At 61.7% G+C, this 24,459-nt stretch carries 24 protein-coding genes; 9 read left to right on the top strand and 15 right to left on the bottom strand.

Annotation, left to right across the window (positions count from 1 at the left end; genetic code table 11):
* Positions 1-78 precede the first annotated feature (78 nt).
* The 9 genes from HTS88_RS18315 to HTS88_RS18275 all read left to right on the top strand — a co-directional run bounded on the left by HTS88_RS18315 (position 79) and on the right by HTS88_RS18275 (position 8,934).
* On the top strand, positions 79-666 hold the full coding sequence (locus HTS88_RS18315; RefSeq protein ID WP_174180900.1) for a recombinase family protein: 588 nt from the start codon (positions 79-81) through the stop codon (positions 664-666).
* A 196-nt stretch (positions 667-862) separates the two neighbouring features.
* Positions 863-1,885, top strand: coding sequence for an Abi family protein (locus tag HTS88_RS18310; RefSeq protein ID WP_174180898.1), 1,023 nt, complete (start codon positions 863-865; stop codon positions 1,883-1,885).
* A gap of 597 nt (positions 1,886-2,482) precedes the next feature.
* A complete protein-coding gene (locus HTS88_RS18305; RefSeq protein WP_174180896.1) occupies positions 2,483-3,196 on the top strand; it encodes a GntR family transcriptional regulator in 714 nt (237 codons plus the stop codon).
* A gap of 57 nt (positions 3,197-3,253) precedes the next feature.
* The gene (locus tag HTS88_RS18300) at positions 3,254-4,171 is read left to right on the top strand and encodes an ABC transporter substrate-binding protein (RefSeq protein WP_174180894.1); all 918 of its coding nucleotides are present in this window, start codon (positions 3,254-3,256) and stop codon (positions 4,169-4,171) included.
* 1 nt (position 4,172) lies between these two features.
* Positions 4,173-5,123 (top strand): amino acid ABC transporter permease, encoded by a 951-nt coding sequence (locus tag HTS88_RS18295; protein WP_174180892.1) that lies wholly within the window; start codon positions 4,173-4,175, stop codon positions 5,121-5,123.
* Between the two features lies 1 nt (position 5,124).
* On the top strand, positions 5,125-5,913 hold the full coding sequence (locus tag HTS88_RS18290) for an amino acid ABC transporter ATP-binding protein (protein ID WP_281359095.1): 789 nt from the start codon (positions 5,125-5,127) through the stop codon (positions 5,911-5,913).
* Between the two features lie 24 nt (positions 5,914-5,937).
* On the top strand, positions 5,938-7,077 hold the full coding sequence (locus HTS88_RS18285) for an FAD-dependent oxidoreductase (RefSeq protein WP_174180890.1): 1,140 nt from the start codon (positions 5,938-5,940) through the stop codon (positions 7,075-7,077).
* 114 nt (positions 7,078-7,191) lie between these two features.
* Positions 7,192-8,220 (top strand): NAD/NADP octopine/nopaline dehydrogenase family protein, encoded by a 1,029-nt coding sequence (locus HTS88_RS18280; RefSeq protein ID WP_174180888.1) that lies wholly within the window; start codon positions 7,192-7,194, stop codon positions 8,218-8,220.
* A 396-nt stretch (positions 8,221-8,616) separates the two neighbouring features.
* Complete coding sequence (locus HTS88_RS18275; RefSeq protein WP_174180886.1) at positions 8,617-8,934, top strand: hypothetical protein; 318 nt, start codon at positions 8,617-8,619, stop codon at positions 8,932-8,934.
* A 623-nt stretch (positions 8,935-9,557) separates the two neighbouring features.
* Here HTS88_RS18275 and HTS88_RS18270 read toward each other — a convergent pair.
* From HTS88_RS18270 to HTS88_RS18200, 15 genes are all read right to left on the bottom strand, one after another.
* Positions 9,558-10,379, bottom strand: coding sequence for a hypothetical protein (locus HTS88_RS18270; protein WP_174180884.1), 822 nt, complete (start codon positions 10,377-10,379; stop codon positions 9,558-9,560).
* Positions 10,380-10,551: 172 nt separating this feature from the next.
* Positions 10,552-11,793 carry a UPF0158 family protein gene (locus HTS88_RS18265; protein WP_174180882.1) on the bottom strand — a complete coding sequence of 414 codons (1,242 nt, stop codon included), beginning with the start codon at positions 11,791-11,793 and terminating at the stop codon, positions 10,552-10,554.
* A gap of 116 nt (positions 11,794-11,909) precedes the next feature.
* The gene (locus HTS88_RS22240) at positions 11,910-12,149 is read right to left on the bottom strand and encodes a toxin (protein ID WP_174180880.1); all 240 of its coding nucleotides are present in this window, start codon (positions 12,147-12,149) and stop codon (positions 11,910-11,912) included.
* Positions 12,149-12,436, bottom strand: coding sequence for a ribbon-helix-helix domain-containing protein (locus HTS88_RS18255; protein WP_217432719.1), 288 nt, complete (start codon positions 12,434-12,436; stop codon positions 12,149-12,151). Before HTS88_RS18255 ends, HTS88_RS22240 begins: the two co-directional genes overlap by 1 nt.
* A gap of 233 nt (positions 12,437-12,669) precedes the next feature.
* Positions 12,670-13,098: a DUF4913 domain-containing protein gene (locus HTS88_RS18250; RefSeq protein ID WP_174180878.1), complete on the bottom strand. Its 429-nt coding sequence runs from the start codon at positions 13,096-13,098 to the stop codon at positions 12,670-12,672.
* Complete coding sequence (locus tag HTS88_RS18245; protein WP_174180877.1) at positions 13,095-14,864, bottom strand: type IV secretory system conjugative DNA transfer family protein; 1,770 nt, start codon at positions 14,862-14,864, stop codon at positions 13,095-13,097. Before HTS88_RS18245 ends, HTS88_RS18250 begins: the two co-directional genes overlap by 4 nt.
* Complete coding sequence (locus HTS88_RS18240) at positions 14,861-16,453, bottom strand: helicase HerA domain-containing protein (RefSeq protein WP_174180875.1); 1,593 nt, start codon at positions 16,451-16,453, stop codon at positions 14,861-14,863. Before HTS88_RS18240 ends, HTS88_RS18245 begins: the two co-directional genes overlap by 4 nt.
* Positions 16,454-17,962, bottom strand: coding sequence for an SCO6880 family protein (locus HTS88_RS18235; RefSeq protein ID WP_174180873.1), 1,509 nt, complete (start codon positions 17,960-17,962; stop codon positions 16,454-16,456).
* Positions 17,949-19,133, bottom strand: coding sequence for a TrbL/VirB6 family protein (locus tag HTS88_RS18230; RefSeq protein ID WP_485062184.1), 1,185 nt, complete (start codon positions 19,131-19,133; stop codon positions 17,949-17,951). Before HTS88_RS18230 ends, HTS88_RS18235 begins: the two co-directional genes overlap by 14 nt.
* Before the next feature lie 106 nt (positions 19,134-19,239).
* A complete protein-coding gene (locus HTS88_RS18225; RefSeq protein WP_174180869.1) occupies positions 19,240-19,989 on the bottom strand; it encodes a DUF8175 domain-containg protein in 750 nt (249 codons plus the stop codon).
* 22 nt (positions 19,990-20,011) lie between these two features.
* Positions 20,012-20,281: a hypothetical protein gene (locus tag HTS88_RS18220; RefSeq protein WP_139031148.1), complete on the bottom strand. Its 270-nt coding sequence runs from the start codon at positions 20,279-20,281 to the stop codon at positions 20,012-20,014.
* 43 nt (positions 20,282-20,324) lie between these two features.
* The gene (locus HTS88_RS18215) at positions 20,325-20,915 is read right to left on the bottom strand and encodes a DUF6668 family protein (protein WP_174180867.1); all 591 of its coding nucleotides are present in this window, start codon (positions 20,913-20,915) and stop codon (positions 20,325-20,327) included.
* A gap of 44 nt (positions 20,916-20,959) precedes the next feature.
* Complete coding sequence (locus HTS88_RS18210; protein WP_174180866.1) at positions 20,960-22,396, bottom strand: chromosome partitioning protein ParA; 1,437 nt, start codon at positions 22,394-22,396, stop codon at positions 20,960-20,962.
* A 35-nt stretch (positions 22,397-22,431) separates the two neighbouring features.
* Positions 22,432-22,944, bottom strand: coding sequence for a hypothetical protein (locus tag HTS88_RS18205; protein ID WP_174180864.1), 513 nt, complete (start codon positions 22,942-22,944; stop codon positions 22,432-22,434).
* Complete coding sequence (locus HTS88_RS18200) at positions 22,941-24,020, bottom strand: CHAP domain-containing protein (RefSeq protein WP_174180862.1); 1,080 nt, start codon at positions 24,018-24,020, stop codon at positions 22,941-22,943. The genes HTS88_RS18205 and HTS88_RS18200 overlap by 4 nt, the downstream gene beginning before the upstream one ends.
* Between the last annotated feature and the right edge of the window lie 439 nt (positions 24,021-24,459).

Genomic DNA, 24,459 nt, shown 5'->3' with positions numbered 1-24,459 from the left:
GCCGAGGCTCTTGGTCTTGACTTCCTTGCAGGACGGGTCTAGGACTCAACCTCACAGGCAAAGGGCTGTGAGGAAGCAGTGACCGGACAACGAATCGGGTACGTGCGTGTGAGCACTCTCGACCAGAACGAGAAGCGCCAACTCGAAGGTCAGGTTCTGGACCGGGTCTTCACGGATAAAGCCTCGGGCAGGGACACTGGTAGGCCGCAACTCACGGGACTGCTGCGGTTCGCCCGCGACGGTGACACCGTTGTGGTCCACAGCATGGACAGGCTCGCCCGAAACCTCGATGACCTGCGTGCTCTCGTCCAGGGCCTCACCCGCAAAGGGGTGCGCGTGGAGTTCGTGAAAGAAAGCCTGGTCTTCACCGGCGAGGACTCCCCCATGGCCAACCTCATGCTCTCCGTCATGGGCGCCTTCGCCGAATTCGAACGCTCCCTCATCAGGGAACGCCAACGGGAAGGCATCGCTTTGGCTAAACAGCGCGGCGCCTACAAAGGTCGGAAAAAGACCCTCACACCGGAACGAGCCGCCGAACTGGTTCAGCGCGCCAGTGACGGGGCTCCGAAAGCCGTTCTTGCTCATGATTACGGGATCAGCAGGGAGACTGTCTACCAGTACCTGCGCCAACCCAAGCAGGCGGGGAGCCCTCATCCTGCAGAGTAGCCCGCCGTTCTGTAGCTTGAAGGCATATGAGGGCACTCCTGCTGCGCCAGCGCTCCGCGCGTATGTTCTCCGCTTTCAAACGGAGGCTCATACAGCCCCTTTGCGGTGAATGTGTTAGATTCTATTTATCAGACATCGCCCCCCTCTGAGCCTCGGCTCAAGGGGGCGATTTTCATTGTGCGACAAACGGTGAAGCGTGGAGTATACGAAGGAATTTAAAGAGCGCGACGAGCTGCTTCAACAACTCGAAGTCCGTGGCCTCGCGATTCCTGACCGCGGTGAGGCGCTCAACTTCCTGACACGTGTCGGCTACTTCCGCTCCGGCGCGTACCGATACGTCTTCCGGAGGCTACTCCCGGCGGACAAGATCGATGCTCGCCTGCACCAGTACCGGTCAGACGACTACATACCTGGTGCGAGCATCGAGCACGTCATGAAGCTGGAAGCATTCGACTTCAAGTTGGCCCGGGTCTGTCAGGAAGCCTTGCTTGAATTCGAGGTGCGCCTAAGGGCAGCCATCGCCCACACGCTCGCCTCGAGGAACGTCGCAGCTCATGCATCCAAAGAGTATTTGGATGCGCAAAGTTGCGATAAAGCAGCCGGCGAGCACACAAAGTTTGACGCATGGACGAAGACCTGGCGGGACGCTGTTTCTTCCGGCGCGGAAGACGAAGACTTCCTCAAGCACCACCTGTTAAAGTACCCGGAACAAGATGTACCCATCTGGGCTGTCACTGAAGTATTGAGCTTCGGAAATCTGCCATTCCTATACGACCTCATGCAGACCCAGGACGCGCGCTTGGTCGCACGCATGTTTGGATTCGCCCACCCCAGCCGCTTCGGTGCCGTGCTGCGTATGATGGTGGACTTTCGAAACACGTGCGCCCACGGCTCGCGTCTTTTCAACCGCGCGTTCAAAAGACCACTTTCACTTCGCGAACATGACACAGACAGCGATCTCCTAGCCCACTTGCTCGAACCCGACTTCACGGTCACGCCCAAAGCACATCAGAGGCTCTATATCTACGCCGCCGTCATGGCCTTCATGCTCAAATCTCACACGAGTGGCACAAACTGGCACCTGACCTTCAAGACGCAAATCAGAAAACTGGACATCAAGCTTCAAGCACCGGACGGTTCCGACCTCATCTCACCGGAGGTGAGTATGGGCTTTCCCGCCAGTTGGTTGGACTTGGACCTATGGAAGCCCAAGCCCTGAAACTGGTTCACGTTGTTGGTGCCCCGTGCGAATAATGCTGGCACCAGGGTGATCTCAGGTTGACGGAATATCCGTTATCGGCGTTTGAGTGGGACGAATAGAAGTAGATGAGAGAACTCGTCTCTCGGTGTTTTTGGCTGTATTCGCAGGTCGGACGGTTGTAGTGAGGCCTTGCCGCCGATCGGCATGAACGAGTCCCTGGGTCCGTGACGAATAGGAAACCCCGTAGCCGGAATTGGCTGTACGTGGTCCGGCGGGGCGTCGCCGTGCAGCCCGAGACCACGCAGGGCCTCCCTGGCTAAAGCGATCGCCCGTCGGCGGAGCGCTGGCCTGCTTGTCAAACACTCATAGGGCCGCGAGAGGGGACGGGGCTTGGTTCCTGCCCGTGGGTGATCTCTGTCCAGCCCGGGTTTTCGGCCAGGGCGCCGATCCTTTCCGAGGGGCCGGCCCCAGCTTCCTGCCTCTCGGACTGTCAGCAGGAAGAGGGCGACTCTGGGTGGAAATTTCCCGCCGAGCATCCCAGGAAGCTGTGATGGCGGCAACAATTTTTTAGAAAAATCTATTGACCGGTCAATTACTTAATTGTACGGTCATTACATGAGCACGCCACTCCATGTGAAGATCCGCACGGGCCTCGAAGCGAGGATTCAGTCCGGTGAACTGCCCCCCGGGGCGAGGATGCCAACTGAGGCCGAACTGCAGGCCAAGCATGGCGTTAGCCGTTCAGTCGCTCAGCGTGTTCTTAATGATCTCGCCCAGGCCGGATTGGTCGTGCGTCAAAAGCGGTTGGGCACCCATGTCGCCGAAGGTGCCCGCCAAGTGAATCTGCTTCGTTCTCTGGATCCGCGGATCGAGAGTGCGGGTCTTCCCGGCCATATGGCTGTGATTTCGGCTGAAATCATGCCCGCCGGCAAAGCCGAGGTTGACGTACCTGGCGTTGATGACGATGACCCTGTCACACAGTTGGTCCGAGTCAGGCACGACCAAGATGAGACCCCAATCGTCATCGAGGTCGTGGCCATTCCCTTCTCCTTGGCACCCAGGCTGCTTGAAGAACAACTCGAAAGCCTGTCAGTCCGAGCTCATTTCGCTAAGAACAAAGTGTCAATCGCAAGATCGCGAATGTACTTCGACCCAATTCTGCTGGAACAACGCCACGCAGATCTTCTCGGCATCGAACCAGGGGTCGCCGTATTACGGCGGCGCCGACTTATGTGGCAGCCCAACGGGCAAATCGCGGAATCAGCTGCGTACTACCTACGCCCGGACGCCCTTGAGTTCTACGTCGAATACTCCGAATCAAGCCACTAGGAAGCCCAAGAACCTCATTCCTGGGCCGAAGATCAAAATTTTCAGGAGCACACCCCAATGAAACGACGACTTACCATACTGGCCCTCGCATCTGTGGTGGGCATTTTCGGGATGAGCGCTTGCGCCAATCCCACCGATAACGTTGGCGCCCAGCAATCAGGCAGCACCGACATCCTGGCAGCTGTCCAAAAGGACGACACCATCGCCGCGATGCTGCCAGAAGAGATCCGCCAAAAGGGCGGTTTCACAATTTCTATCAATGCCGACGTGGCCCCCGTGAAGTTCGTCGATGGAGACGGCAAGATCACGGGCCTGAACCCCGAGCTCCTCAGGGCAGCAGCGAAAGTTCTCGGCACCGAAGCCGAGTTCCAGGAGGGCACCTTCGATGCCATGGTTCCCGGGCTGGAAGCGAAACGCTATGACGCCATTGCTTCAGTCGCTGACTTCGTCGAGAGGCAAACCCGGATTGACTTTATCGACTACCTGAAAAACGGTACGGCGATCATCGCTGGCAAGAACTTCGAGAAGGACCAGATCACGCCCGAGCAGTTTTGCGGCATGAGCATCGGGTTCGCCCGCGGTACATCGCAGCAGGGCAACCTGGAGAAGTACGCCCAGGCCTGTGCAGAAAAAGGAGCACCCAAGCTGGAAGTCAATGGGTATCAGAACTCTGGCGCCGGGATCCTGTCAGTGAAGAGCGGGGCCGCGACCGCCTACTGGGGTGACCTCCCGCAGATGTCCTACAACGTCAAGACCGATCCCGATTCTTTCAAGATCGTCTACCAGGAACAAAAAAGCGTCCTTGGAATCGGCATCAACAAGGACAACCCGAAGCTCCGGGACGCGCTCCGTGCCGCCCTGCTCAAACTGGTCGAAAATGGCACCTACGACGCTCTCCTGGACAAATGGGGTCTCAACGACTTCGGAATCCCGGACATGCATGTGAACAGCACCAACAAGCTTGGAGGCAAGTAACATGTCCAGCCTCCTAGCGAAGCGACGGACAACCCAAGCGTCCACAGCATCAAGGACGCCGACCGACCTGGCTGGCCTCAAAATCAGGCCCAGAATCGGCGTAGCCCAGTGGCTAAGCATCGCCCTGGCCGTATATCTGGGACTGGCAAGCATCCAGTTCTTCGTCTTCAACGACAACTGGAAATGGGATGTCGTCTTCTCCTATCTGTTTAGCCAAATCATCATAAACGGCCTGCTGAACACGATCTACCTCACACTTCTCACGACCTTCTTCGGGCTGATTCTGGGTGTGTTCACGGCCTGGGCACGCATGTCCCCCCTGGTTGTACTGCGAACAATCGCCATCCTCTACATCTGGTTGATGAGAGCCATGCCCCCGCTGGTCATGCTGCTGTTCGTGTTTTTCTTCGGCGCACTGGCTCCGACGTTGGGCATCGGGATTCCTTTCGGGCCGACCTTCGCCTCGGTTCCCGCTAACGAGGTTATATCCCGCTTCAGCGCCGCAATCATCGGCTTGTCAATCTACCTTGGCGCCTACTCAGCAGAAATCTTCCGTGGGGGCATACTGGCCCTGCCCTCAGGACAGTTCGAGGCCTGCAAATCCCTCGGGCTTCCACCTTTCAAGGCCTATCAGAAAATCCTCGGCCCTCAGCTGATCCGCGTCATCATTCCCTCGCTGGCCAATGACGTCATCACGATCTTCAAGAGCACATCGCTGGTCTCGGTTATCGGCTACACCGAACTTCTGACCACGGTTCAAACCATTTACGCACGGAACTTTGAAACCATTCCCCTTCTCGTCGTTGCGGTCATCTGGTACTTGGTGCTGACAAGCATCGCGATGTTCGGCCAAGCACGGCTGGAAAAGCGGTTCGGACGCGGATTTGCGCGCCGGAACCCTAGCGACCCAAAGCCAGCAGCTCTTGAGAACGCAGGCAAGGAAAACCTCTGAGATGACAACCAACCTGAAATCAGAAACACCGTTGCTTCAACTCGTTGGAGTGAGTAAACACTTTGGCGCCCTCAAAGCCGTGGACGACGTCAGCCTCGACATCCGCAGCGGTTCAGTAACCTGCCTTGTCGGCCCATCCGGTTCCGGTAAGAGCACCCTGCTCCGCACGGTCAACATGATGGAAGAGATCAATGAGGGCGCCATCTTCTTCGAGGGCAAGATGATAGGACACGAGGTCCACAATGGTCACCGCGTGCCGGTGTCCAAGAGCGTCGCGCGTAAACAGACCCTGAACTTTGGCATGGTGTTCCAACACTTCAATCTCTTCCCGCACTACACGGCGCTGGAAAACGTAACGGCTGCACCGATGATCGTAAAGGGCCTCCGGAAGAAGGACGCCGAAGCTATCGGGCGGCGGGTACTGGAACGAGTTGGTCTGGGCAGCCGAATGGATCACTACCCCAGCGAGCTCTCGGGCGGCCAGCAACAGCGCGTTGCCATCGCCCGTGCTCTCGCTATGGAACCTAAAGTCCTGCTCTTTGACGAACCCACCAGCGCCCTAGATCCCGAACTTGTCGCAGAAGTCCTGGCAGTAATGAAGGGCCTCGCGGAACAGGGATCAACCATGATGATCGTCACCCACGAAATGCGGTTCGCAGAAGATGTCGCCGACGAGGTCGTCATGATGGACGCGGGCCGCATCATTGAGCGCGGAGTGCCCCAAGAGATACTTCACAACCCCACAACACCCCGAGCAAAGAAGTTCTTCGCATCCGTCGGGGCACTCTAAGACCCAGAAAGGCTGATATCAGTCGTGCAACATAAAGTAATCGTCATCGGGGCCGGAGTCATAGGCTGCTGCCTCGCAGATGAACTAACACGCCGGGGCGCGTCAGTCACCGTCATTGATGCAGCCGAAGTCGGATCTGCCACCAGCGCTGCCACTTTCGCCTGGGTGAATTCCAACAACAAAACCCCCGAGGAGTACAGCAACCTCAATCTCCTCGGCCTTCAAGCCCACGAGCGCTCAGCCTCCCGAGGCGGCGGCCGATGGTTCCACCAAACCGGAAACGTCCAGATCGCACAAAGCAACGACGAACTCGAAGCCCTCCAGCACAAAGTGGAAAAGCTCGCATCCAACGGCTACGAGGTGCGCCTTCTAACTCCTGCCCAAGTACGGGAACTCGAACCCTCACTTGAAGCCCCACGCCTTACCGGCGGCGCTTTCTACCCTGAAGAAGGCTGGATCGACACGCTCACCATGTGCACCAGCCTCCTGAACCGTGCTATTACGGGCGGGGCCACCTTCGCCCCCTATGAAACGGTCACAGGCATCCAACCCAATCAGGTAACGACACGGACGACTGACGGGACTACCCGCAAACACCAGGCCGACACGATCATCCTTGCCGCCGGAAACGGAACCCGCAAGATTCTTGCCACGGCAGGGATCGACTTTCCGACATTGGAGCCATCAGGAACCGGGGCCGGGAAGGATGCGAAGAACGCCGGCATCGGGATCATCAGCACCACCGGCCCCATCGCCTCCGGGATGCGCCATATCGTCAGGGCGACAGGTATCGCCATGCGCCCGGCCCGCAATGGAGGAATCACCTTCGCAGACCACCCTACAGGCGGGAAATGGGACATAGACGACCCCCGGATCTGGACCGTCCCGGCGCTACTTCTTGAACGCGCCCGTGAACTCTATCCGACCCTGAAGAACGTATCTACAGAAAACGTGAGCCTTGGCATCCGTGTGCTGCCGGAGGACGGCCTGACCATCGCGGACCGCCTCGCCGACTACCCGTCCATATATGCGGTCGCCACGCACAGCGGGGTGACGCTCTCGGCGCATCTGGCCGAGGCAGTGGCGGATGAAGTCCTGGATGGCCGCCGCCACCATTCGCTTGAGGCCTTTGGCCTGGCACGATTTGAAACCGCCAACCTCTAGTCCTTCAACTCGCTAGCAAACTCGATGCAGATCGGAGATAGCGGCGAATCCATTCAGCCGGCCTGTCACTCCGGTGACAGGCCGGCCCTGCCCTGCACGTGAAAAGAGAAATGGATGACGAACGTTGTTATCAGGTCGCAGGAGAACAATGCGGCCGCCACCTCCTTGGCCCTCGCCCTGGCGGGCCACGAGGTCGCGCTCCTGGGCGCGGGACTAGCTCCCGGAGAGCACTCATTTCAGTACCTCGGTCAGCAGAAGACAGTACGTTTATCGACGATCCAAGCGCTTAATCCAACCACCCCGACGGCTGGAGTCGTGTTCGCTGAAGGAGAGAGTGTACGTGACGGTATAGAGCACATAATCCGCAACTACGGCACCCCAGATTTTTTTGCAATCATCGGTGGCGGTATCAGTGGGATTGCGGAAGCTCTGAACACCGCGAAGGCTTACAACATCAGTGCCGCCCATATCCTGCACGTTGGAAGCTTCATCGTCAACGGCACTGGCTCGGACGTTAAGGCCGAAAAGCGAAACGTCCTGGCTGGCTTTCTTGACGATGAAACCCCGTCCACTCTCATCGATTTGGCAGAGGCAACGTTCCCCCAAATAGCCATTGGTGACGGCCCTACCGTAGCCCTCTCGAGTGTTAATGCGTTCGTGCACCTCCCGCCCATGCTGCTTAACGCTATGAACGTTGAGCGGGGTGAAAACCTGCGGCTATACGTTGAAGGGTTCGGTGACAGCGTGTGCAGACTCCTCGAAGCCCTCGATGAAGACCGCCTTCGTCTGGGTAATGCGCTTGGCTGCCGCCTCACACCTATCCCGGTACTCCTGGAAGAAAGCAGGGGACCCGAGGGCCTGCCGGGAAAGACCCTTAGAGAAAAGATCAACTCATTCCCGGCCTATCAGCACATCAAACTTCCCTCAAGCCTTCACCACCGCTACCTCTCCCATGAACTTCGCTCCACTTTCAGCCCTATGAACGAGATTGCCAAGGCTATTGGCATTCAACTTCCTTCAATCCATTCGGTCGTCCGCTTGGGCGAGATCCTCCTAGCCACAGACCTGAGCAACGAGGCCAAACCAGTTGCGCGGCAGTTCCTCAAATACCTCCCCACCCCGATAGGCCAACACAGGACATGACAGCAGAACGAGTTCAGAAACACTCCCCTGGCACCGTGTCATGGGCACCGCGAAGGGAAGAGCCCGGCCTAGCCTTGTAGAAGACGCCACCCGCTTGGAATCGTTTCACCTGTAATGACGATCCTTGCCATTTCTGTCAGGGTCCGGAAACCGATTAGACATGCGGCTCGCCCCGAATACGGTGCCCTAAGGCCCGAAACTTGCGAGGGGATGTCGGTCGTGATGGCGGGCGGCCGCTCAGTCTCCTCATCGACTGCCCCGGGCAACAGCTAACAGGAACGCGCGAAGCTACACCCAACCTGGCCGCACGGCCTGGCGCAAGCCCTGGCCAGAGGAACGGCTGGGCTGGGTGCGTTGCCTTCGTTCCCTGACACAACCCCGATTTAAGGACTACTAATGTGCCCTCGTAAGAAATTAGGCGCCCACAGGGGACGTGTCGGCGCACAGGCCGGCTACCAGATTCCCTTTGAAGAATTTGCCGCCGTCTTGCGCCAGCTGCGCAAGAACGAGCAAGTGATTGTGCAGCTTCTCAACGGCCGAAGCACCACTGGGTCTGTTGATCTGGTGTCACTCAACGCGGACCTACTGTGGCTCCATACTCATCATGGCCGCCAAATGTTTCTCCATGAAGATGTCCGGGACATTACGAAATCTGCCCCCGACACTCCAAAAAAAGCAGAGACCCTGAGGTTAGGGCGGGCAGAGAAATCATAAGACCACAAGAAGCTGGCTCCATAAAGAAGGGGACGGATCGAATTCAGCGATGAAAGAAGTCGATCCCGCGAAAACGCAGAGCAGGATTAAGTAGCCGGGATAGTGACTTCGCTCTCCCAACTGGTTGGAATTAGCAACGGCCGACTGCTCGTCGTAATTCGGGGTATCGCTGGGCCGGCCTGCTTGAGGGCGGCAGCAGTCTGACCTTGTACGTAGACCAAAACCGATCTCATGATTCCTTCAAGGAAGTCCTATAGTGCGGATGTACTACACCCCAACCTGACGTCAGCAGCAAGAAAAAAGGGCGTCAGAATAGGGTCTTCAGAGCGGTTCTTACACTCCCCACTCTTCTGTCTTAGATTCAAATCTGACAGCCAGCCCCGCTGAGGAGCTTGCGCGGGGCAGGGACGCAATTGGGCAACAGCCTGTTGCCCAATTGTCCAGAAACCGTCTGGACAATTGGTTCCGCTGCCCACACTCGGGGACAATCCTGATGGGTTATCCACCGCTACTGCTGCGAAGGGAGCTATCCTCAGGGCTCCCAATTCCAGCTGTGGATAACCCGGATTGACCACAACTATGGACAGCTTCTAGTCCCACCTTTGTGCCTTGGACTCCTGGCGTCAGGGCAATTCGTCGAGTTTGGTTCGGAGGTTCCTAAACACTGCGTCGCGCTGCTCTTGGGAGAGCTGCATTAGCGGCACATCACGCAGCTCGTCGAGGTTGAAATCGGTGTCCTCCCGGTCCTCGTCCTCGAGCATGGCGAGCATGTCCTCGTAGGTCAGGACCATTATGTTGCCGTCCAGTGGCCGGAATCCGAGTTCGCCCCAGTACTTGGCAAGGGCGCGGCATTCTCTCCGGTGTTTCAGGGATCCTTCATCCGTATCGTCCTTGAGCCCGGGTGCCGCGTGCAGGACGGTGACGACGGTACCGCGGCCGATTGCTCCGAGGATAGCCTTAAATATTTGGTGCCCGGCCCGGTGCCCACGGAACCGCGGCTGGACGCTCACCCAGGACACGATCATCAGATCGCCTTCTAGGACCGGTTCGCTCTCGACGCTGAGCTGACTGGGCTCGGATCCGGCGACGATGAACGCTTCGGCGAATCGGGACAGGTCAGCGCTGTGGGCGTCCAAGGTGTCGAAGAGATTGACGCTGCCAACGTCCGGGACGAGGTGGACGCTGGCTTCGGCGACGGTGACCCGGCCTTGGGCGTCGGCGTCGAAGGTGTCGTAGTCGGGTTCGAGGATGTCAGCGTCGATGTAGGCGCGAATGCTCCATGACTGCGGGTAGTCTTCGGGCCGTTCCCAGGAGTCGGGGCGGGCGGCGTAATCGAGGGCATACGTCAGGCGCATCCACTCAAGGGCGTCGCTGATCTCGTCGTGCTCCTCTGGCCGCGTGCCACCATCCACTTCTTTGCCGCGGGTGTGCTCGTTACCGGCCATGAGATTCCTTGCCCGCTCCCCGACCAAGGGGTGCTCTGAATGTTGTCCAGTGTGCCGGGTTCACCGTACCCGACACTGGCCCTGGCGTGACAGTAAACCTCTCCCGAATTTCCAGTGGCCATTCAGGCGGGGTAGGTCCGCACGTCGAAGGAACCAGCCGGCCGAGCCCGGGTCAGCCCACGTGGATGCCGTTGTCGGCGAGGTATTCGCGGGCGCGGCCCATCTGCCGGTCGGTCGAGAAGGCGTACCAGTGTTCGCTGAGGTTCTCGTTGTGGACGATTTCCCGGAACCGGGAGAAGGCGCCTTTTCCCTCGATCGCCCGCTCCAGGCGCTCCCGGAGGGCTTCATCGTGCTGCCGTGCGGCGAAAGCTGCCATGTCCTGCCAGCCGTTCCCGGAACTTGTGCGGTTCAGCCGAAGCCATCGGTCCGGTTCATCCTCTACGTCGATCGCGGTGTCCTGCCCGACGATCATCGGGTCAGTGGCGGCCTCGTCGTACGCCTGCCCGGTGTGAAGGTCGAGGTAGCCGCCGGTGGACAGATCGGGGTCCCCTTCCAAGATGATGCTAAGCATATCGAGGTCCACGGGAACAACCCGGCCTGGCAGCGGCAAGCGGCGCAGGGATGCCAGCAGGTCCTCGGCCAGCACCTGGTCACCGGCGCAGCCGCGCCGGGTCAGCCGGTTGATGACCGACAGTGCCACCGGCTCGGCTTCCTGGCGCCTGTGCTTCAGGGCGATCGGTATGCCGGCCCCCACCTGCTGGAGGGTGTCATTGATGTCGCGTCCGGTCAGGGCTGCGAGGAAGCGGGCCGCGTCTGCTGCCGCGATGGCTTCACGCATCTCGGACAGGTCGAGCATCGGCACCGAGACCTGTGCGGGCCACGCGTGCAGCAGCATCGGATGCGGTTCGCCCGGTTTCGCCGGGACCCGGCTCTCCCCGTCATCAGTGGCCCACCGGCGCCCGTACTGGTCCGGGATGCTGCCCCAGCCCCAGTACGGCAGGGGGACATCAGGACGGACACCTAATACCTCCAGCGGGTCGACCTTTGCCTCCCCAACCACGCACCGGTGCGTCCACGCGTCACCAAGGTCAAACATGAACTGGAACTCAGACCCCGGCCCCAAGGTCCGGGCGACCTTGGTAACTGCGATGTCGATAGCTGTGATGACCGGCCCACCGCCGGATCCGGCCAACTCGGCTCCCGTCTCTTCATCCGTGATTACCCGGCCGTCGCCCAGGGTGAACATTGACAGGTGCGCCCGGTCCCAACGGGCGAAGGCATCGTTGATGGCGTTGGCGAGATCCAAGAAGGTGTGCGAGGGTCCGACCGCGAAGATGCGCCCCGGCCAAGGCCACAGCTCCTCACCACGACCACCGAGCAGTTCCACCGTCACCGATAACCAGGTTCGCGCCATACCCCCAAGGATGGCACGAACCGCGGCGGCGCCTTCGTCGCGTTACTGCACGACGCCGGACACCAGCATCCCGAAGGACGGCGGTGCCGCGAGGAGGGAAGGCACGGGAAGCGATTTCAGGCGAGCAGGTCCAGGTACTGGGTTCGCGCTTTCATTGCATGGATCAGCAGCTCATTGCCGCTGTCGAACCGAAGGACGACGAGTTCGATCAGCCGGCCTGCGGGGTCGAATCCGAGCCTCAGCTGCCGGGCCGGGCTGTCCTCGTCGAGGTCCGCAAAGTACACCGCGTGATCTGCCGCGTAGATCCCATCCTCCGCGCTGATCCCATGTTTAAGAGCAGATGAATGCGCCTGCACTACGCGGCGCTGATCCACGCCCGGACAGCCGCGCGGATAGCTTCCGAACGGCTCAGGTGATCATGCTCGGCTCGAGCAGAGAGCTCCTGCAACAGGGAGGCATCCATGCGCACCGGTACCACTTCGCCGGGGCCCTCACCGACCGGACGGCGGCCCCGCTTGCGCAGTTGCTCGACGGGATAGCCCCGCTCAGCCTCATCGGCCCACGCTTGGATCACCTCGTCAGTGACCGGCACTCCGTTGATCTTCTCATCACTCACATTCAAATCGTAATACGAAATTGACATTGGTGGAAGGTCCAAAAGAAAACTCGATGTTCGCCGTCCCTGTGAACGCCCTTTAGCGTGTCCTCATAACAGCCAACGGACGGCTTCATGGACCCGCCCATGTGGGCTTCCTCATCAGGTAGACCTGTGGCGTGTCAGCTCTGACAGGCAGCTCACTTCCAAGGATCTGCAAAGCATGGTCGCCTGCCTGAACGAAGCAGTGCTTCCAGGCGCGCAGTGGAGGGCAGTCGCTGCTAGTCAAAGATTCCTGCTTCGGGGGTCTTGTGGGGAAGGGCAGTTCTGTCCGGGGTGGGGGTTTTGTGTCCGTCGTAGGCGCATTTTTTGAAGGGGCCTTCTTTGTCCATGAGGATGCGCATGTGTGGGTCTGCGTGGTTCAGCCACCAGGTGCTGACGCCGAGGGCAGGTTCGAGCCGTAGGTGTTCCCACGCCCGCCAGATGGCTTCCATCCGGATGAGGGCTTCGGGGTGTTTGTACCACTCGGGGCACCACGCGTTGGCTGCGCCTTCGTTGACTTCGCGGACGTAGGACTGGGCCAGGAGGTCAGCGAAGAATTCCACGGCGCTGGAGTACACCAGTTCCGGTTCGGGCTCAGCGTGGCTGTGCCCGCCGGGCGGGGACTGCTCCTCTTCGTCCCCGAAGGCGTCCCCGAACTCTTCACTCACGCCTTGTCCCCGTCCGTCCACGGGTTGTGGGCGGCAACGGCCACCGGCTCGTGCTCAGTTGTTTCCTTGGCTGCGAGGGAGTCCCTAACCTTCTGGGCGTGCGGTCCGTTCATCCAGGGAATCGTTTCGATCATGGTGGCCGGGGCCCCGGATGCGAGCAGGATGGCCCGGAACCGTGGCAGCGCTGTCAGGTCGGCGACGGACAGGATTTCGTCCTTGCTTTCCTGGCGTGAGGAGGAGGACCCGTTCTTGCTGTGGCTGCGGGAGACGTTGATGTAGCTGTATTGGCCGATGAGGCGTGAGAGCTCGTCGAGGTAACCGACTTCGGAGACGCCGCCGCCGTAGATTTTGACGTTGGATGCTGACCAGAGCTTCCGCATTCCTTCGAGGTTCCACACTTCCACGCCCTGGGACCACGACTGCAGGATGGTCATGAGAATGATGCCGCGGGAGCCGTAGTGGCTGTACTGGTCCGGCAAGGCTTTCCACCGGCAGACGTTCGCGGCTTCATCGAGGATGCCCAGCAGTGGGGTTGCGAGGCGCCCGCCGGGTTGGGAGGTGGCGTACTTTTCGGCAGCTTCGACGACGGCGACGGTCAGCGCCGTGACGAGCGGGCCTGCGGTGCCGACGCCTTCGCGGGAGAGGCTGTAGAGCGTGCCTTTGCCGCGGACGAAGTCTTCAGGGACGAACTGCGGCCGGGGGTCGGTGTCGACGGTTGTGCCCGGTGTGGGGGTGACCCACTGGCTGACGTCCCGGTCGGTGAGGCAGGAAACCATTTGCCGGGCGGTGCCGTAGACGCCGGCCCGCTGCTTTTCCGGTTCCCGGATGTGGCCAATAACCATGTCTGCCAGCAGGTCAAAGCCGGCGGCGCGGAGGATGTCAGCCGGTGCTTCGTCGTGCGGCCGGGTCAGCCAGGTGTACACCTGCGCGATCGGGGCGGCGCTGAGCGAGGCGGCGAGCAGGAGGGCTTTGAGCAGGTTTTGCCCGGCCGGGTCAAAGTAGGCGTCGGGTTTTGTTCCGGGTTCCCGGGAGCCTGCGGCGAAGTGCTGGGCCATGTTCCCTGCCGTGGCTTCGTTCTTCACGTAGGAGAGCGGGTTCCACCACCAGGATGGTTCTTCCTCGGCCACGGCTTGCGGGTCAAAGACCCACACCTGACCGGCCTCGGAACGGATGGGGCGGGTGACGTCGACGATGTCGCGTTTGTTGGATGTGGCGATCACTGCGCCGGGTGCGTCCAGGATGGCGGGAACGGCGTAAGAGGTGGTCTTCATCGTGCGCGGCCCGGCGATGAGGATGAGCATGTCTTCCCACGATGCCCAGAGCGGGCGCTTTCCGGCAACGCTGCGGCCAAGGCGGACACCGGTGGAGTTTTCCACGCCGAGGCGCACGGCAGTTGCCGTGGCACCCTTGGTCGAGAGGTGGTTCAGGTCCTTGCCCCGGCCCATGTACACCGCTGCCTTGTCCACCCGGGTGCGTTTGCTCGCGGTCCGGGACCGGACCACCAGCACCGTCACCAGCAGTGCGATCAGGACACCGGCCAGCACGCACGCCACCACCGTGGACTGGTCCGGCCAGGGCACCCGTCCCTTGGCCAGCCCGGCGATCAGGTCAATCGGGTGCGCCGGCGGGGCGCCGAGGCCGGCCATCCACGACCCGAGGTGGGCCGCGGCCCAGGTGCCGCCGCCGAAGATGGTGGCGGCGCCGATGGCGAGCCAAATCCCCAGGGCGTCGCCGAGGCCGGTTCCCTTGCGGTTTGGAGCACTCATGCCGCACCTTCTTCCCGGATGGGAGCTGCTGCATCCAGCAGGGTTTCTGCCGGTGCATGCCAGAGGCGGTTTGTGTCGTTCAGGGAGGCTTCGATGGAGGTCAAACCGATGGTGACGGGGATGCCTGGGCGGCCGCCGACCTTGATCAGGAACTTTCCCCGGCCCGGGGGTTCGACGTCACCGCCGCGGGAATCCCATGCGGGCGGGTCCTGCCAGGAGATGAGCTTCTGCTGTTCCTGCCTGGAGAGCGGGATCGCAGCCGTCAGCAGCGGCATCTCCGAAGCGGGGAGGCCTGCGCAGATGACCATGCCGGAACGTTCAACGAACCCGCGGGCTTTCATCCGGTCTTCCTCGGCCGGGAGGGCCAGCAGGTCGGACATGGTGTGGGAGATCATGACCTGCCCGACACCAACACTCCTGTTGAGCCGGGTGAGCGCGTCGACGCGGTCGACCATGCCCTTGCCGGAGCGCAGCGCCCGCCACAGCTCATCCAGGACGACGAAGTAGTTCCGGCGTGGTTCCAGTCCGGCGTCGGCGAGGGCGTTGGCGACGTTGACGGTCCCGAATCCGTAGGACCAGCACGCCAGGAGGACCGCTGCCTGCAGGTCGGTTTCGGTTTCGTCGATGCTGGAGACATCGAAGACCACGGCACGGTCCCGCCGCATGGGGTTAGTGGTCTGCCGGGAGAAGATTTCGCCGAGCTTCCCGCCACCGGTCAAGCCCAGCAGGGTCGCTTCCAGCGCCCGGGTTTCCTGCAGGTAGACGGTCATGTCGCCGCGGTCCAGGGCGACCTGGCGCAGCTCGGCCGGGGCCGCGGTGATGACGTCGAGAAGGTCTTTAAGGACCGGAATGCCGTCGAACGTGTCATCGAGCACCCGCAGGGCCCGGTCAAGGATGGTTTGTTCCTGATCTGTCGGGGGTGAGTTCCGGCTGATCGTGATGAGGGAGACGACCATATTCAGCCGCCGGCCGTGGGCGTCGGCCCGGACACGGACGGCCGCGTCGTGGTGCCCTTCTTCTTCCAGCCGCTGGGCGACCTCGACGGCCTGGCCGGGATCAAGGATGTTCAGGTAGCCCCGTCCCCGGCCGAGCCGGATGACCTGACCGCCCAAAGCCTCCACCGCGTCGACGTGTTCTGCCTTCAGGTCCCCCAGCACGAGGGGGTGCACGCCCTGGCCGGAGAGGCCCAGGAGCATCCGTCGCACCAGCGTGGATTTTCCCAGCCCGGGTTTTCCGAGAACGAACGCGGACGGGTTGGAGATCAGATGGGCGCGCTGGAACCAGCTGATCGGGTCGCAACAGACCGTTGCCTGGGTTTCCTCATGCCGGCCCAGCGGCACACCAATCATCGGCGACGACGTCCCGGAGCTGAACGGCCACAACCCGCACACCTGCACCGTCGTGCCCCGGTACTCCCGCACCGCAGGAACCAGGGCAGCTGCTCCCCCACCACGGCCGCTCCAGCCGCGTGAGCCGGGACCCCGGACACGGCCAGGACGCGAGGTCACCTCATGGTCACCGGCGGAAGCCTTTTTCGCTGGGTTTACTGTTTTCACTTTTTTCGCTTGCAGGATCGTGTTGCGGGCCATTTAGAGGGCCTCCCTGATCTCGCTGGGCAGCAGGATGTGTCTGGGCAGCACCAGGCCCAGCGGCAAGGACGCGGCGAAAGCGGTGTCCTGCGAGCCGTAGGCGCGGCGAAGCAGGACCCGGGCAGTCCCGGAGGTCTGCTCGATCGCGGCCACCGCATCCGGAAGCCGGGCATTGTCGGTCACCGTGGCAGTGACGACCATGCCGAAGTTCACGAGCCCGGCACCCTGGGCTTCTTCCTGGGCAGTCTGCGCCGCGGACCGGGCATCAACCAGGGCACGGGCACTGGGACGGTTTCCGGAGGTGATCCGGACATTCGCATTGTTCTGGTCCCGCTCCACCACTGCCGCGGCACGGGCCGAATCCATCGGACGGTAGAGCAGGGAGACGCGTTTGCGGTCAACGTCCCCGTGCGGGGCCAGCAGCCGGGACAAGACCGAAGAGTTCACCGAACCCCGCGGCGCACCCGTCATCGTCCAGGAGACAGAGAACGCGGAATCGTGTCGGTACTCGTCCCAACCGGCCTGGGTTGCGGTAGGGCCCACCTCGCCCCAGGTCAGGGCGACCGGAGAACCGGCCGCATGGGCCTCATCGATAATCAGCGCCGCGGGCGGGTCATAGGCAATCCGGACGACCTCGCATAGTTCCTGCGCTGACATCGGCCGGGCGATCCCGGCACCGGTGGACTGCAACCGGGCACCGAGCCCAGGGATGCGCGAGGCGATGTCGCGGGCGACGTCTTCCGGTTCCCGCTTCCGGGACCCTGCACGAAGGGAGGCGTTGAAGGTCAGGGACACCCAGGCCCGCACGGTCGCAGAACCTTCCGGGTAGGTCCGGATAACCTCCCGGAGGATGGCCTTGGCCGCTTCGGGGGCGTTCTCGTCAATGTTCATCTCGACTTCGTTGCGCAACCGGTAGCCGGAGTCCGGGGCTGTCTCCACGGTCACTGCGGCGGCTTCCAGCCCTGCCTCATCGCCTAGTCCGGCGAGCCAACCGCCCCAGTTCGCCACCCACGCATCGACCTGCTCGGGATCCACGAGTGAGGCGCCGTCGGGTTCGGTGGAGAAGATGACGGTGAAGTGGTTGGTGGTCGGCACGTGGAGCATGGCGAACGGGCGGTTGTAGGAGTCGTTGAACTCATACAGGCGCGACTTCGCCCCCAACCCCGGGAGCTGGTACATGCCCCACTCCGTCACCCCCAGCGGACCCGAGCGGTACAAGTTCGCACCCGAGGAACGGGCGAGCCGGAAGTTCATCCGTGTCGCGAAACGATCAACCACGGACTGGCCGTGCTTATCCTTGACGGTCAGCAACAGGACCAGCACCCCAGCAACGGCCAGGACGCCGAGCCCTGCAAAGAGACCCCAGATGGCAAAACTGATGATGCCCAGCAACAGCCCTGCCATGACAATGCCGGTACCGATAGCGCCAAGGTCCCCCAGACCTGCGGATCTTGGGACTCGCCAGTTTCCGTATGACGGTTCCTTGTATTCGGTATTAATTGCTGCCACTGGGGCCCTCCCCCGTTGAATCTTGCGCTGTCTGTTGTGCGGCCGAAGAGGCCCGTGAAGCTACCTGCGCGCCGACGGCGACAGCGACACCGGCCGGACCTGCAGCCTTCGCCGCTCCCGACGCCGCCCCGGTACCAGCTGTGCCGGCCCCCGTCCCTGGTGTCGCCGCCCCGGGGCTTCCTGTGGTGCCCTTACCGGGGACTCCCCCGGCTCCGGATGCTCCGGCGGATCCCGGTGAAGGTTTAGCGTTGCCGCCGTTGGTCCCGCCGGGACCTTGGCTGCCGGCAGGAGACGCACCGTTCTTGGACGGCTGGCTGGGCGGGGTCGGGGACGCGTTGCCGCGGCCGCTTCCGCTGCGGCCCAGCGATACGGCACCAGTGGCCATGGCCCCTGCAGCAGCAGCGGCTCCCCCTCCTGAGCCTGATGCGACCGCACCAACCATCGGGGTGACAAACCGCATCAAAGCCGGCAAGGCCAACAGGGCGACGATCATCAAGGCAAAGCCCGTGATGGAACCAATCAAAGCGTTCGTGCCGGAAAACGAGCCCATGAGCTGAAACGCCACCGCGTACACGATCGCGGCCGCCGGCTTATAGAGAATGAACGCGATCGTCCAGCCAATAGCTTTCTGGAACCACTGCCGGCCCATCTCGGTATTGGTGAAAGCTGCTGTGGTGGGCAAAATGCCGGCAAGTATCACCAACATGCCGCTGCGGATGACCATAAGGACGATCTGGACCAGCGACGCGAGCAGGCCCACCAGGCCCAGGATGATCAGGATGAAAACCCCAATGCCGGGCTGGTTCACCATGATCAGGACGCTCATGGCGTCGGCGAAGCCCTTGCCATCCGTGGAGCGTTCGATGATGGCTGCTGAAAACTCATCGGCTGCGATCACCAGGATGGAGATCACTCCCAAGCCAAGACCCGCAACCAGAGTAAGGGTTAGGAGAGACCGGAGCAGGTCTTTCAAAGGTGCGCCCCGCTGCTCCCAAATCATCCGAGTACCGCCAAGAATGACGGAAAGAACGGCCAGCGTCAGCGTCCAGTAAGACAGTTGCGAATCAAGGAAGCCCACTACGGGGCTGGCCGTTACACCATCCTCCGTTGTGAGATTTGTGGTCGGCATACTTATCCAAAACGTGGAGAGCGTTGTTACGAATTGGCTCATTCCCTCCAAAATCGCCTTAGCGAGGTTTCCGATGGCGTCGTCGGCTATACCGGCGGCTACGTTTCCGGCTTCGCATCTCCAGTCCCCAAATCCGCACTCGGCCATGTCAGACCCCAGACCAAGGAATGAAACCGCTTAAGTCTCTGACTTGTGAAAAGTCATTGACCATTTCTCCGGAGTCAGCAACGGCCAATTTCCAGTCGCCGTCTATCCACTCCATCGGCAACACCGCATGTCCAAGGACTCCGTTAGAAGCCTCCATGGCCAAGTCAACGTTGGCCTTCTCGGGCGAGTAGCTTTTCAAGACAAAGCCTCGGAATTGAACGGAAGTCGCCGCACCATTGCTGGAACTGGATGCAGTGGCGGCGTCCTTCATAGCGGCGTCTCTGCCGGGGCCGGGAACCAGGAGCTTCTCTGTGACTTTGACTGTCAGTTCGGGGTTACCTGCAGACGTCATGGCTATTAGGTTTGCGGCAGCATAGAGGGCGCCCGTTGGGGACTGGGCATAGCAATAACGGAACCCGTCTTGCTCCTCTACCCCAGGGCCGTAACTCTGAGGCTCGTTTGGTGCAGCGATTTTTCCGACGAGTGCCCATTCCGTTTGAGGGGCGCGTCCCAACGCCGTCTCAGAGCTTGCTTTTAGCCCGCATACGCTTTCGCTTCCAGCCCTAGTGGGGTCGGAAGCAGAGCTGTTCACTGAGGGTGCCGAACCGGAGTGTGCGTCACCGTCCCCTTTCGGAATGAGGAAGAGGACGATGACGGCTGCTATCAGTGCGACCACGAGGGCGGCCGAAATGATGAATCCGGGTTTGGTGAATGGATTCTGTTCGGTGGTGTTCTGTGTGGATTCGCTCATGATGAACCTCCGGGGGTCGGGTTTAGACGAATGCGCGGACAATGCCGGAGGCGCCGGTGATGATGATGCAGCCGGCGAGGACCCAGCCGAGCTTGGCGATGGATTCGCCGCCTTCGCCGCGTCGGAGCTGGATGACCATGCCGATGCCAACGATGATCACGCCCAAAACGCCGAGGACCAGGCCGATGCCGGAGGCCCAGTTCAGTACGGTGAGCAGGCCCTGTGCCTGGGGAGGCACAACAGGGGTCGGGTTCGGGATGACGCTGGCGGGAAGAGCTGCGATCAAGTTCATGGTGAGACCTTTCGAGGTATGGCGCTGTAAAGCTGTTGATTGATTAGTTGGTGAGTGCTGTGAGATCGGTGATCAGGCGTTGATACTCCCGGCCGAGTGTCCCGGTGTTGGTGTCCCCAAGCCGCCAGGATTCGACCCAAGGGAGCATCCAGAGCCGGGGGGCTCCCCCGCCGATGAGAGCTGCGAACTCCCGCAGAGCTTTGGGTAGTTTTCCCGGTGCATCGGCCAGGACCGCGAGGCCCAGCAGGTTGACGTCTGGAGCTGCGCCGGAGGCCCATTGGATGAGAGCTCTTTGCGCGGCTTTCAGGCCGTGCATGTCTGAGCGGCACACCAGCAGGACCGCCGGTTTGCTGAAGCCGTCTTCAAGGATGGGCCAGGCACGTTCTGTCGGGCGGGCGCCCTCCACGAGGTGGCTGAGCCGGGTCTCGCCCGCTCCTCCATGAACACCGGTAACCCAGACCGTTGCCGTGCCGGTGACCGCGCGCCGGGCGAGGCGGTCAGCTGTGTCCGGTTCCACCATCCCCAGGACCGGGCCGTTGATGATCGCCGGCGGAGAAACGTATTCATCTGCAGTGGCCACTTCGGGCTCTGCCGTTTCTGGACTGGTAACCCAGGGGTTCAATTGCTGGTTCATCTGCATCCTCCTTCCAGGACTGAGATGTGGCGGTCAAGGGGTACTTAGAAGCCCTTGGCGACGGCGGCCGCGGCAGCCAGCCATGCCCGCTGGGTGGCGGGCTGGAGGGCTTCGTAGCGGATGGGGCCGTTGACCAGCGCCGGATCGTAGGGAATCCGGACGACGGCCCGGACAAATGGCTCGAAGCCGTCGGCGATCCGCTGGGCCTCGTCCTTGGCCCTCTTTAAGGCATCTCCTGACATGGCGCGCTTGGCGTCGGTGGATTCGGAGACGATGACAACGGCGTTGCGGGCCAGTTCGGCGTCGTGGCCCCCACGGGATTCGAGGGTCTGCAGCGTCAGCCGGGCGGCTTCTGCGCGGTCCTCAATGGCCGTCACCGGCACGACAAGCTGGTTGGTGTGGTGAATCATCCGGCGCCAGTTCGCCGCCCGGGCGGTGTTGCCCGAGTCCATGACCACCAGCCGGTAATAGCGGGTGAGGACCTGGTGGGCGATGTCGACTTCCTCAGCAGTGACTTCGTGGTCGCCTTCCTCGTTCTCATCCGAGCGCAGGACATCGAACTTGTCCGCAGTCTGGTGGTGAACGAACTTGGCAATCTCGGCAGCGTTCGTTGACGGGGAAAGCAGTTCGGTCGAGGAATCGATCAGGTCCAGGACGCTCCGGTCATGGCCGCCCTTTTCGGTCCGCCACCCCAGCGTGCCTTGGGACTCGTTGTTGTCCCAGGCGACGGTCGCGGCCCCGCTGTAGCGGGCGAGGATGGCCGAGAGCATGACCACCGTGGGGGTCTTGTTCGCACCTCCCTTTCGGTTGACCACGGCAATGGTCCGGGGACCTGGCCAGTGCTGGCTGACCGTGCGGATATCCTCCCGCTCGGAGAGTTCTTCGGCGGACGGGTCCATCCGGAAGCCAAGGCGCGTGAGCGCACCCCGCCAGCCCTTCGTGGCAGGTTCCAGGACCGGTGCGCTGACCAGGAAGGAGGTTTCCTTCAGACTGCGCCGGGTCGGTGCCTCCTGCGCTTCCGGGGCCGGCGTTGATGTGGTTGCGGGTGTCAGGGTCATGAATGTTCCTGTCGCTAATGGGACGGTTCCCGGTACGTCACTGATCGGCTCGTCATTGATGGGCGCTGGGATGGGGGTTTCTGCAGCCGCAGGAGCGGGAGGTGCTGCGGCGGGGTCGGGAGCTTCTGCCACGCGGCGGCGTGAGGCCTTGGCCACGTAGCTGACCGACTCCTTAGTGCCGTCCGGGTTCACGATCAGCTCACCCTGGCCTTCCGGGTCATTGACCTGGACACGGACCGGACGGTTCAGTGTCTTGGCTTCCCTAACGACGAGGGACAAGGCGTTGTCGCGGAGTTGCTGCAGGGACTCCGCTGCTTTCACGTTCCGGGAGTTGCCGGCGACAACGACCTCGGCCGTGCCGTTGGCACGCACGATGGCGTTGATCTTCGGGAAAGCCGGGACATCTGTCTGATTCAGGACCATAGCGTTCTACCTTTCTGAAACGTGGAGGGTGGGGATCAGGAAGCCGGGGGCGTGAGCCAATTGACCTTCCACGGGGCTTCCTGACCCGTGCGAAGCAGCTGCACCGTATAGGTCCCGGCGTCGGTCGGAACCGCCGCCATGACCCCGTAGCCGTTGGCTTCATCGACGCTCAGCCTGGCCGGGCCGGTGACGCGGCTGGCGGGAATGTTGGCCGGGTCCACAGCCGAGTAATCAGCGGTCGCCTGTGGCGTCAACCATCGGGCAAGATCATTGGCCCACTGCTTTTCCTCCACACCAGGGCGGGCAAAATCCGCCATGGCCTTCTCAGCGACATCCACGGCCGCGTCCTTGCTGGCCTGATCCCAAGTAATGCCGATCGTGGCCGGAACCGTGCCCCCGGGAGCCTGCGGGCCGCTGCTGGCGCTCAGCGAAACCGGCGCGGAAGGCGTTGCTGTCATGGGCTCAGCCGGTGCCGGCGTGGTGTTCGCTGCCGGTGCGCACGCGGCGCAGAGCAGAGCCACGGCGATGAGGGCCAGGGGCTTCTTCATTTCTTCTCCTCTTGGGTGGGCAGGTACAGGAACGCGGAAGGGATCTCGTTGCTGACGGTCCGGGTGTAGTAGTTGTGATCGTCCGGGGGCGGGTTGCCGTTGTAGCCCTCTTCGACGTAGGTCCCGTCGTCTTTGACTTCCTTGACCACGGCGACGTGACCGAATGTGGGGTCCGCTCCCCCGGTTCCGGGTGCGTACCAGACGACCGCCCCGACCCGAGGTGTGGCGCCGGTGGGCCAGCCTTTGGCGTCCCAGCCGGCCTTCCACGTCAGTGCCGAGCCCAAGGCCTGCCCGTCGGGGCGGAAGGTGCCGTTGAGGAACTTGAATGGTTCGCCGGTGGACCCCATTTGCTGGTTCACGCGCCACAGGGCGAAGTCCACGCATTCGCGGTAGAACATGCCCAGCGGGGATGCGGCGGCTGTGCTGGCTCCGACCTGCATCCAGGTGGGAGAGTCTTTCCAGGGGTAGTCATCCCCGGCACCGGACTGGCCCGGGATGGCGCAGTCGTTGCCTTCGAGGGTGAACTTCCCGTCCGAGAGTGCCTGGACGAGCTTGACGGCCTCGGGCCAGTACTTCTGGTAGTGGTACGGGTCGGCGTTGCGCTGGACCTTGTTGCCGGCGATGGTCGGTTCCAGCAGCTCCCAGCCCTCGACCTTCTGCAGGGCTTTGATGAAGTTCGTGGCGCTGGTGGTTGGGTCCATACGGTCTGCATAGGAGCCCCACGCACCGTTGTCGCGCTGCTGGAACAACCCACGGGAGTCAGGGCCCGGTCCGTCGCCGTAGTCCAGAACGCGCAGGCCCGACTCCCCGAGGGACACCATCACGCTGATCATCTGTCCCTTCACGGACAGGTTCAGTGCGTTACCGGCACCCATGATCGCCGCGGCGTTTTTCAACTGCTCTTCGGTGTAACCCTCGACCTTGGTATCGCCGTCGATAGCAACGGAGACGGCCGGACCGCAGGTGGCGGCAGCAGGCTTCGCGGGGGCGAGCAGCAGGAGCATGGTGAAGATCAGGCCAAAGAAGAGACCGGGGATGGCAATGACTGCCACTACGCCAAGCGACTTGCGCTGCATTAGGACAGTCCCCCGTCCCGCTTGCGTACCCAGGACTCTTGGCACCGCAGGGCAACAACCCCGAAATAGAAGGCTTCAAGTTCTTGGGATGCACGCTCACGAAGCTCTCCGTGCATCGGCCACGGTGTGCCGCACGCCAACAAGTCGGTCACTGCCTGCACTCCCCCAAAAAAATACATCGTTTCCACAACTACCAGCCCGCGCGGACATTTCTCCACCGAGTGGACACAGCCCGCCATTCTCCACAAATTCAGAGCAAAACGCTTGTCAAAAGAGCTCTTTGAGACGGAACTAACTCCAAGACATCACTGGGCTCACTAGGTCGCCTGCCCCTTTCCTATTGCCAACGCGCACCTTCTAAGAAGCCAGTCTAGTGCATTTAATGCATTAGCTGTAGCTGGTAGTGCATTAAATGCACTAGCATGATCCGGAGGGCAGG

This window comes from Pseudarthrobacter oxydans (genome assembly GCF_013314975.1).
Lineage (GTDB): Bacteria > Actinomycetota > Actinomycetes > Actinomycetales > Micrococcaceae > Arthrobacter > Arthrobacter oxydans.
This window is presented reverse-complemented; position numbering and strand designations above follow the sequence as displayed.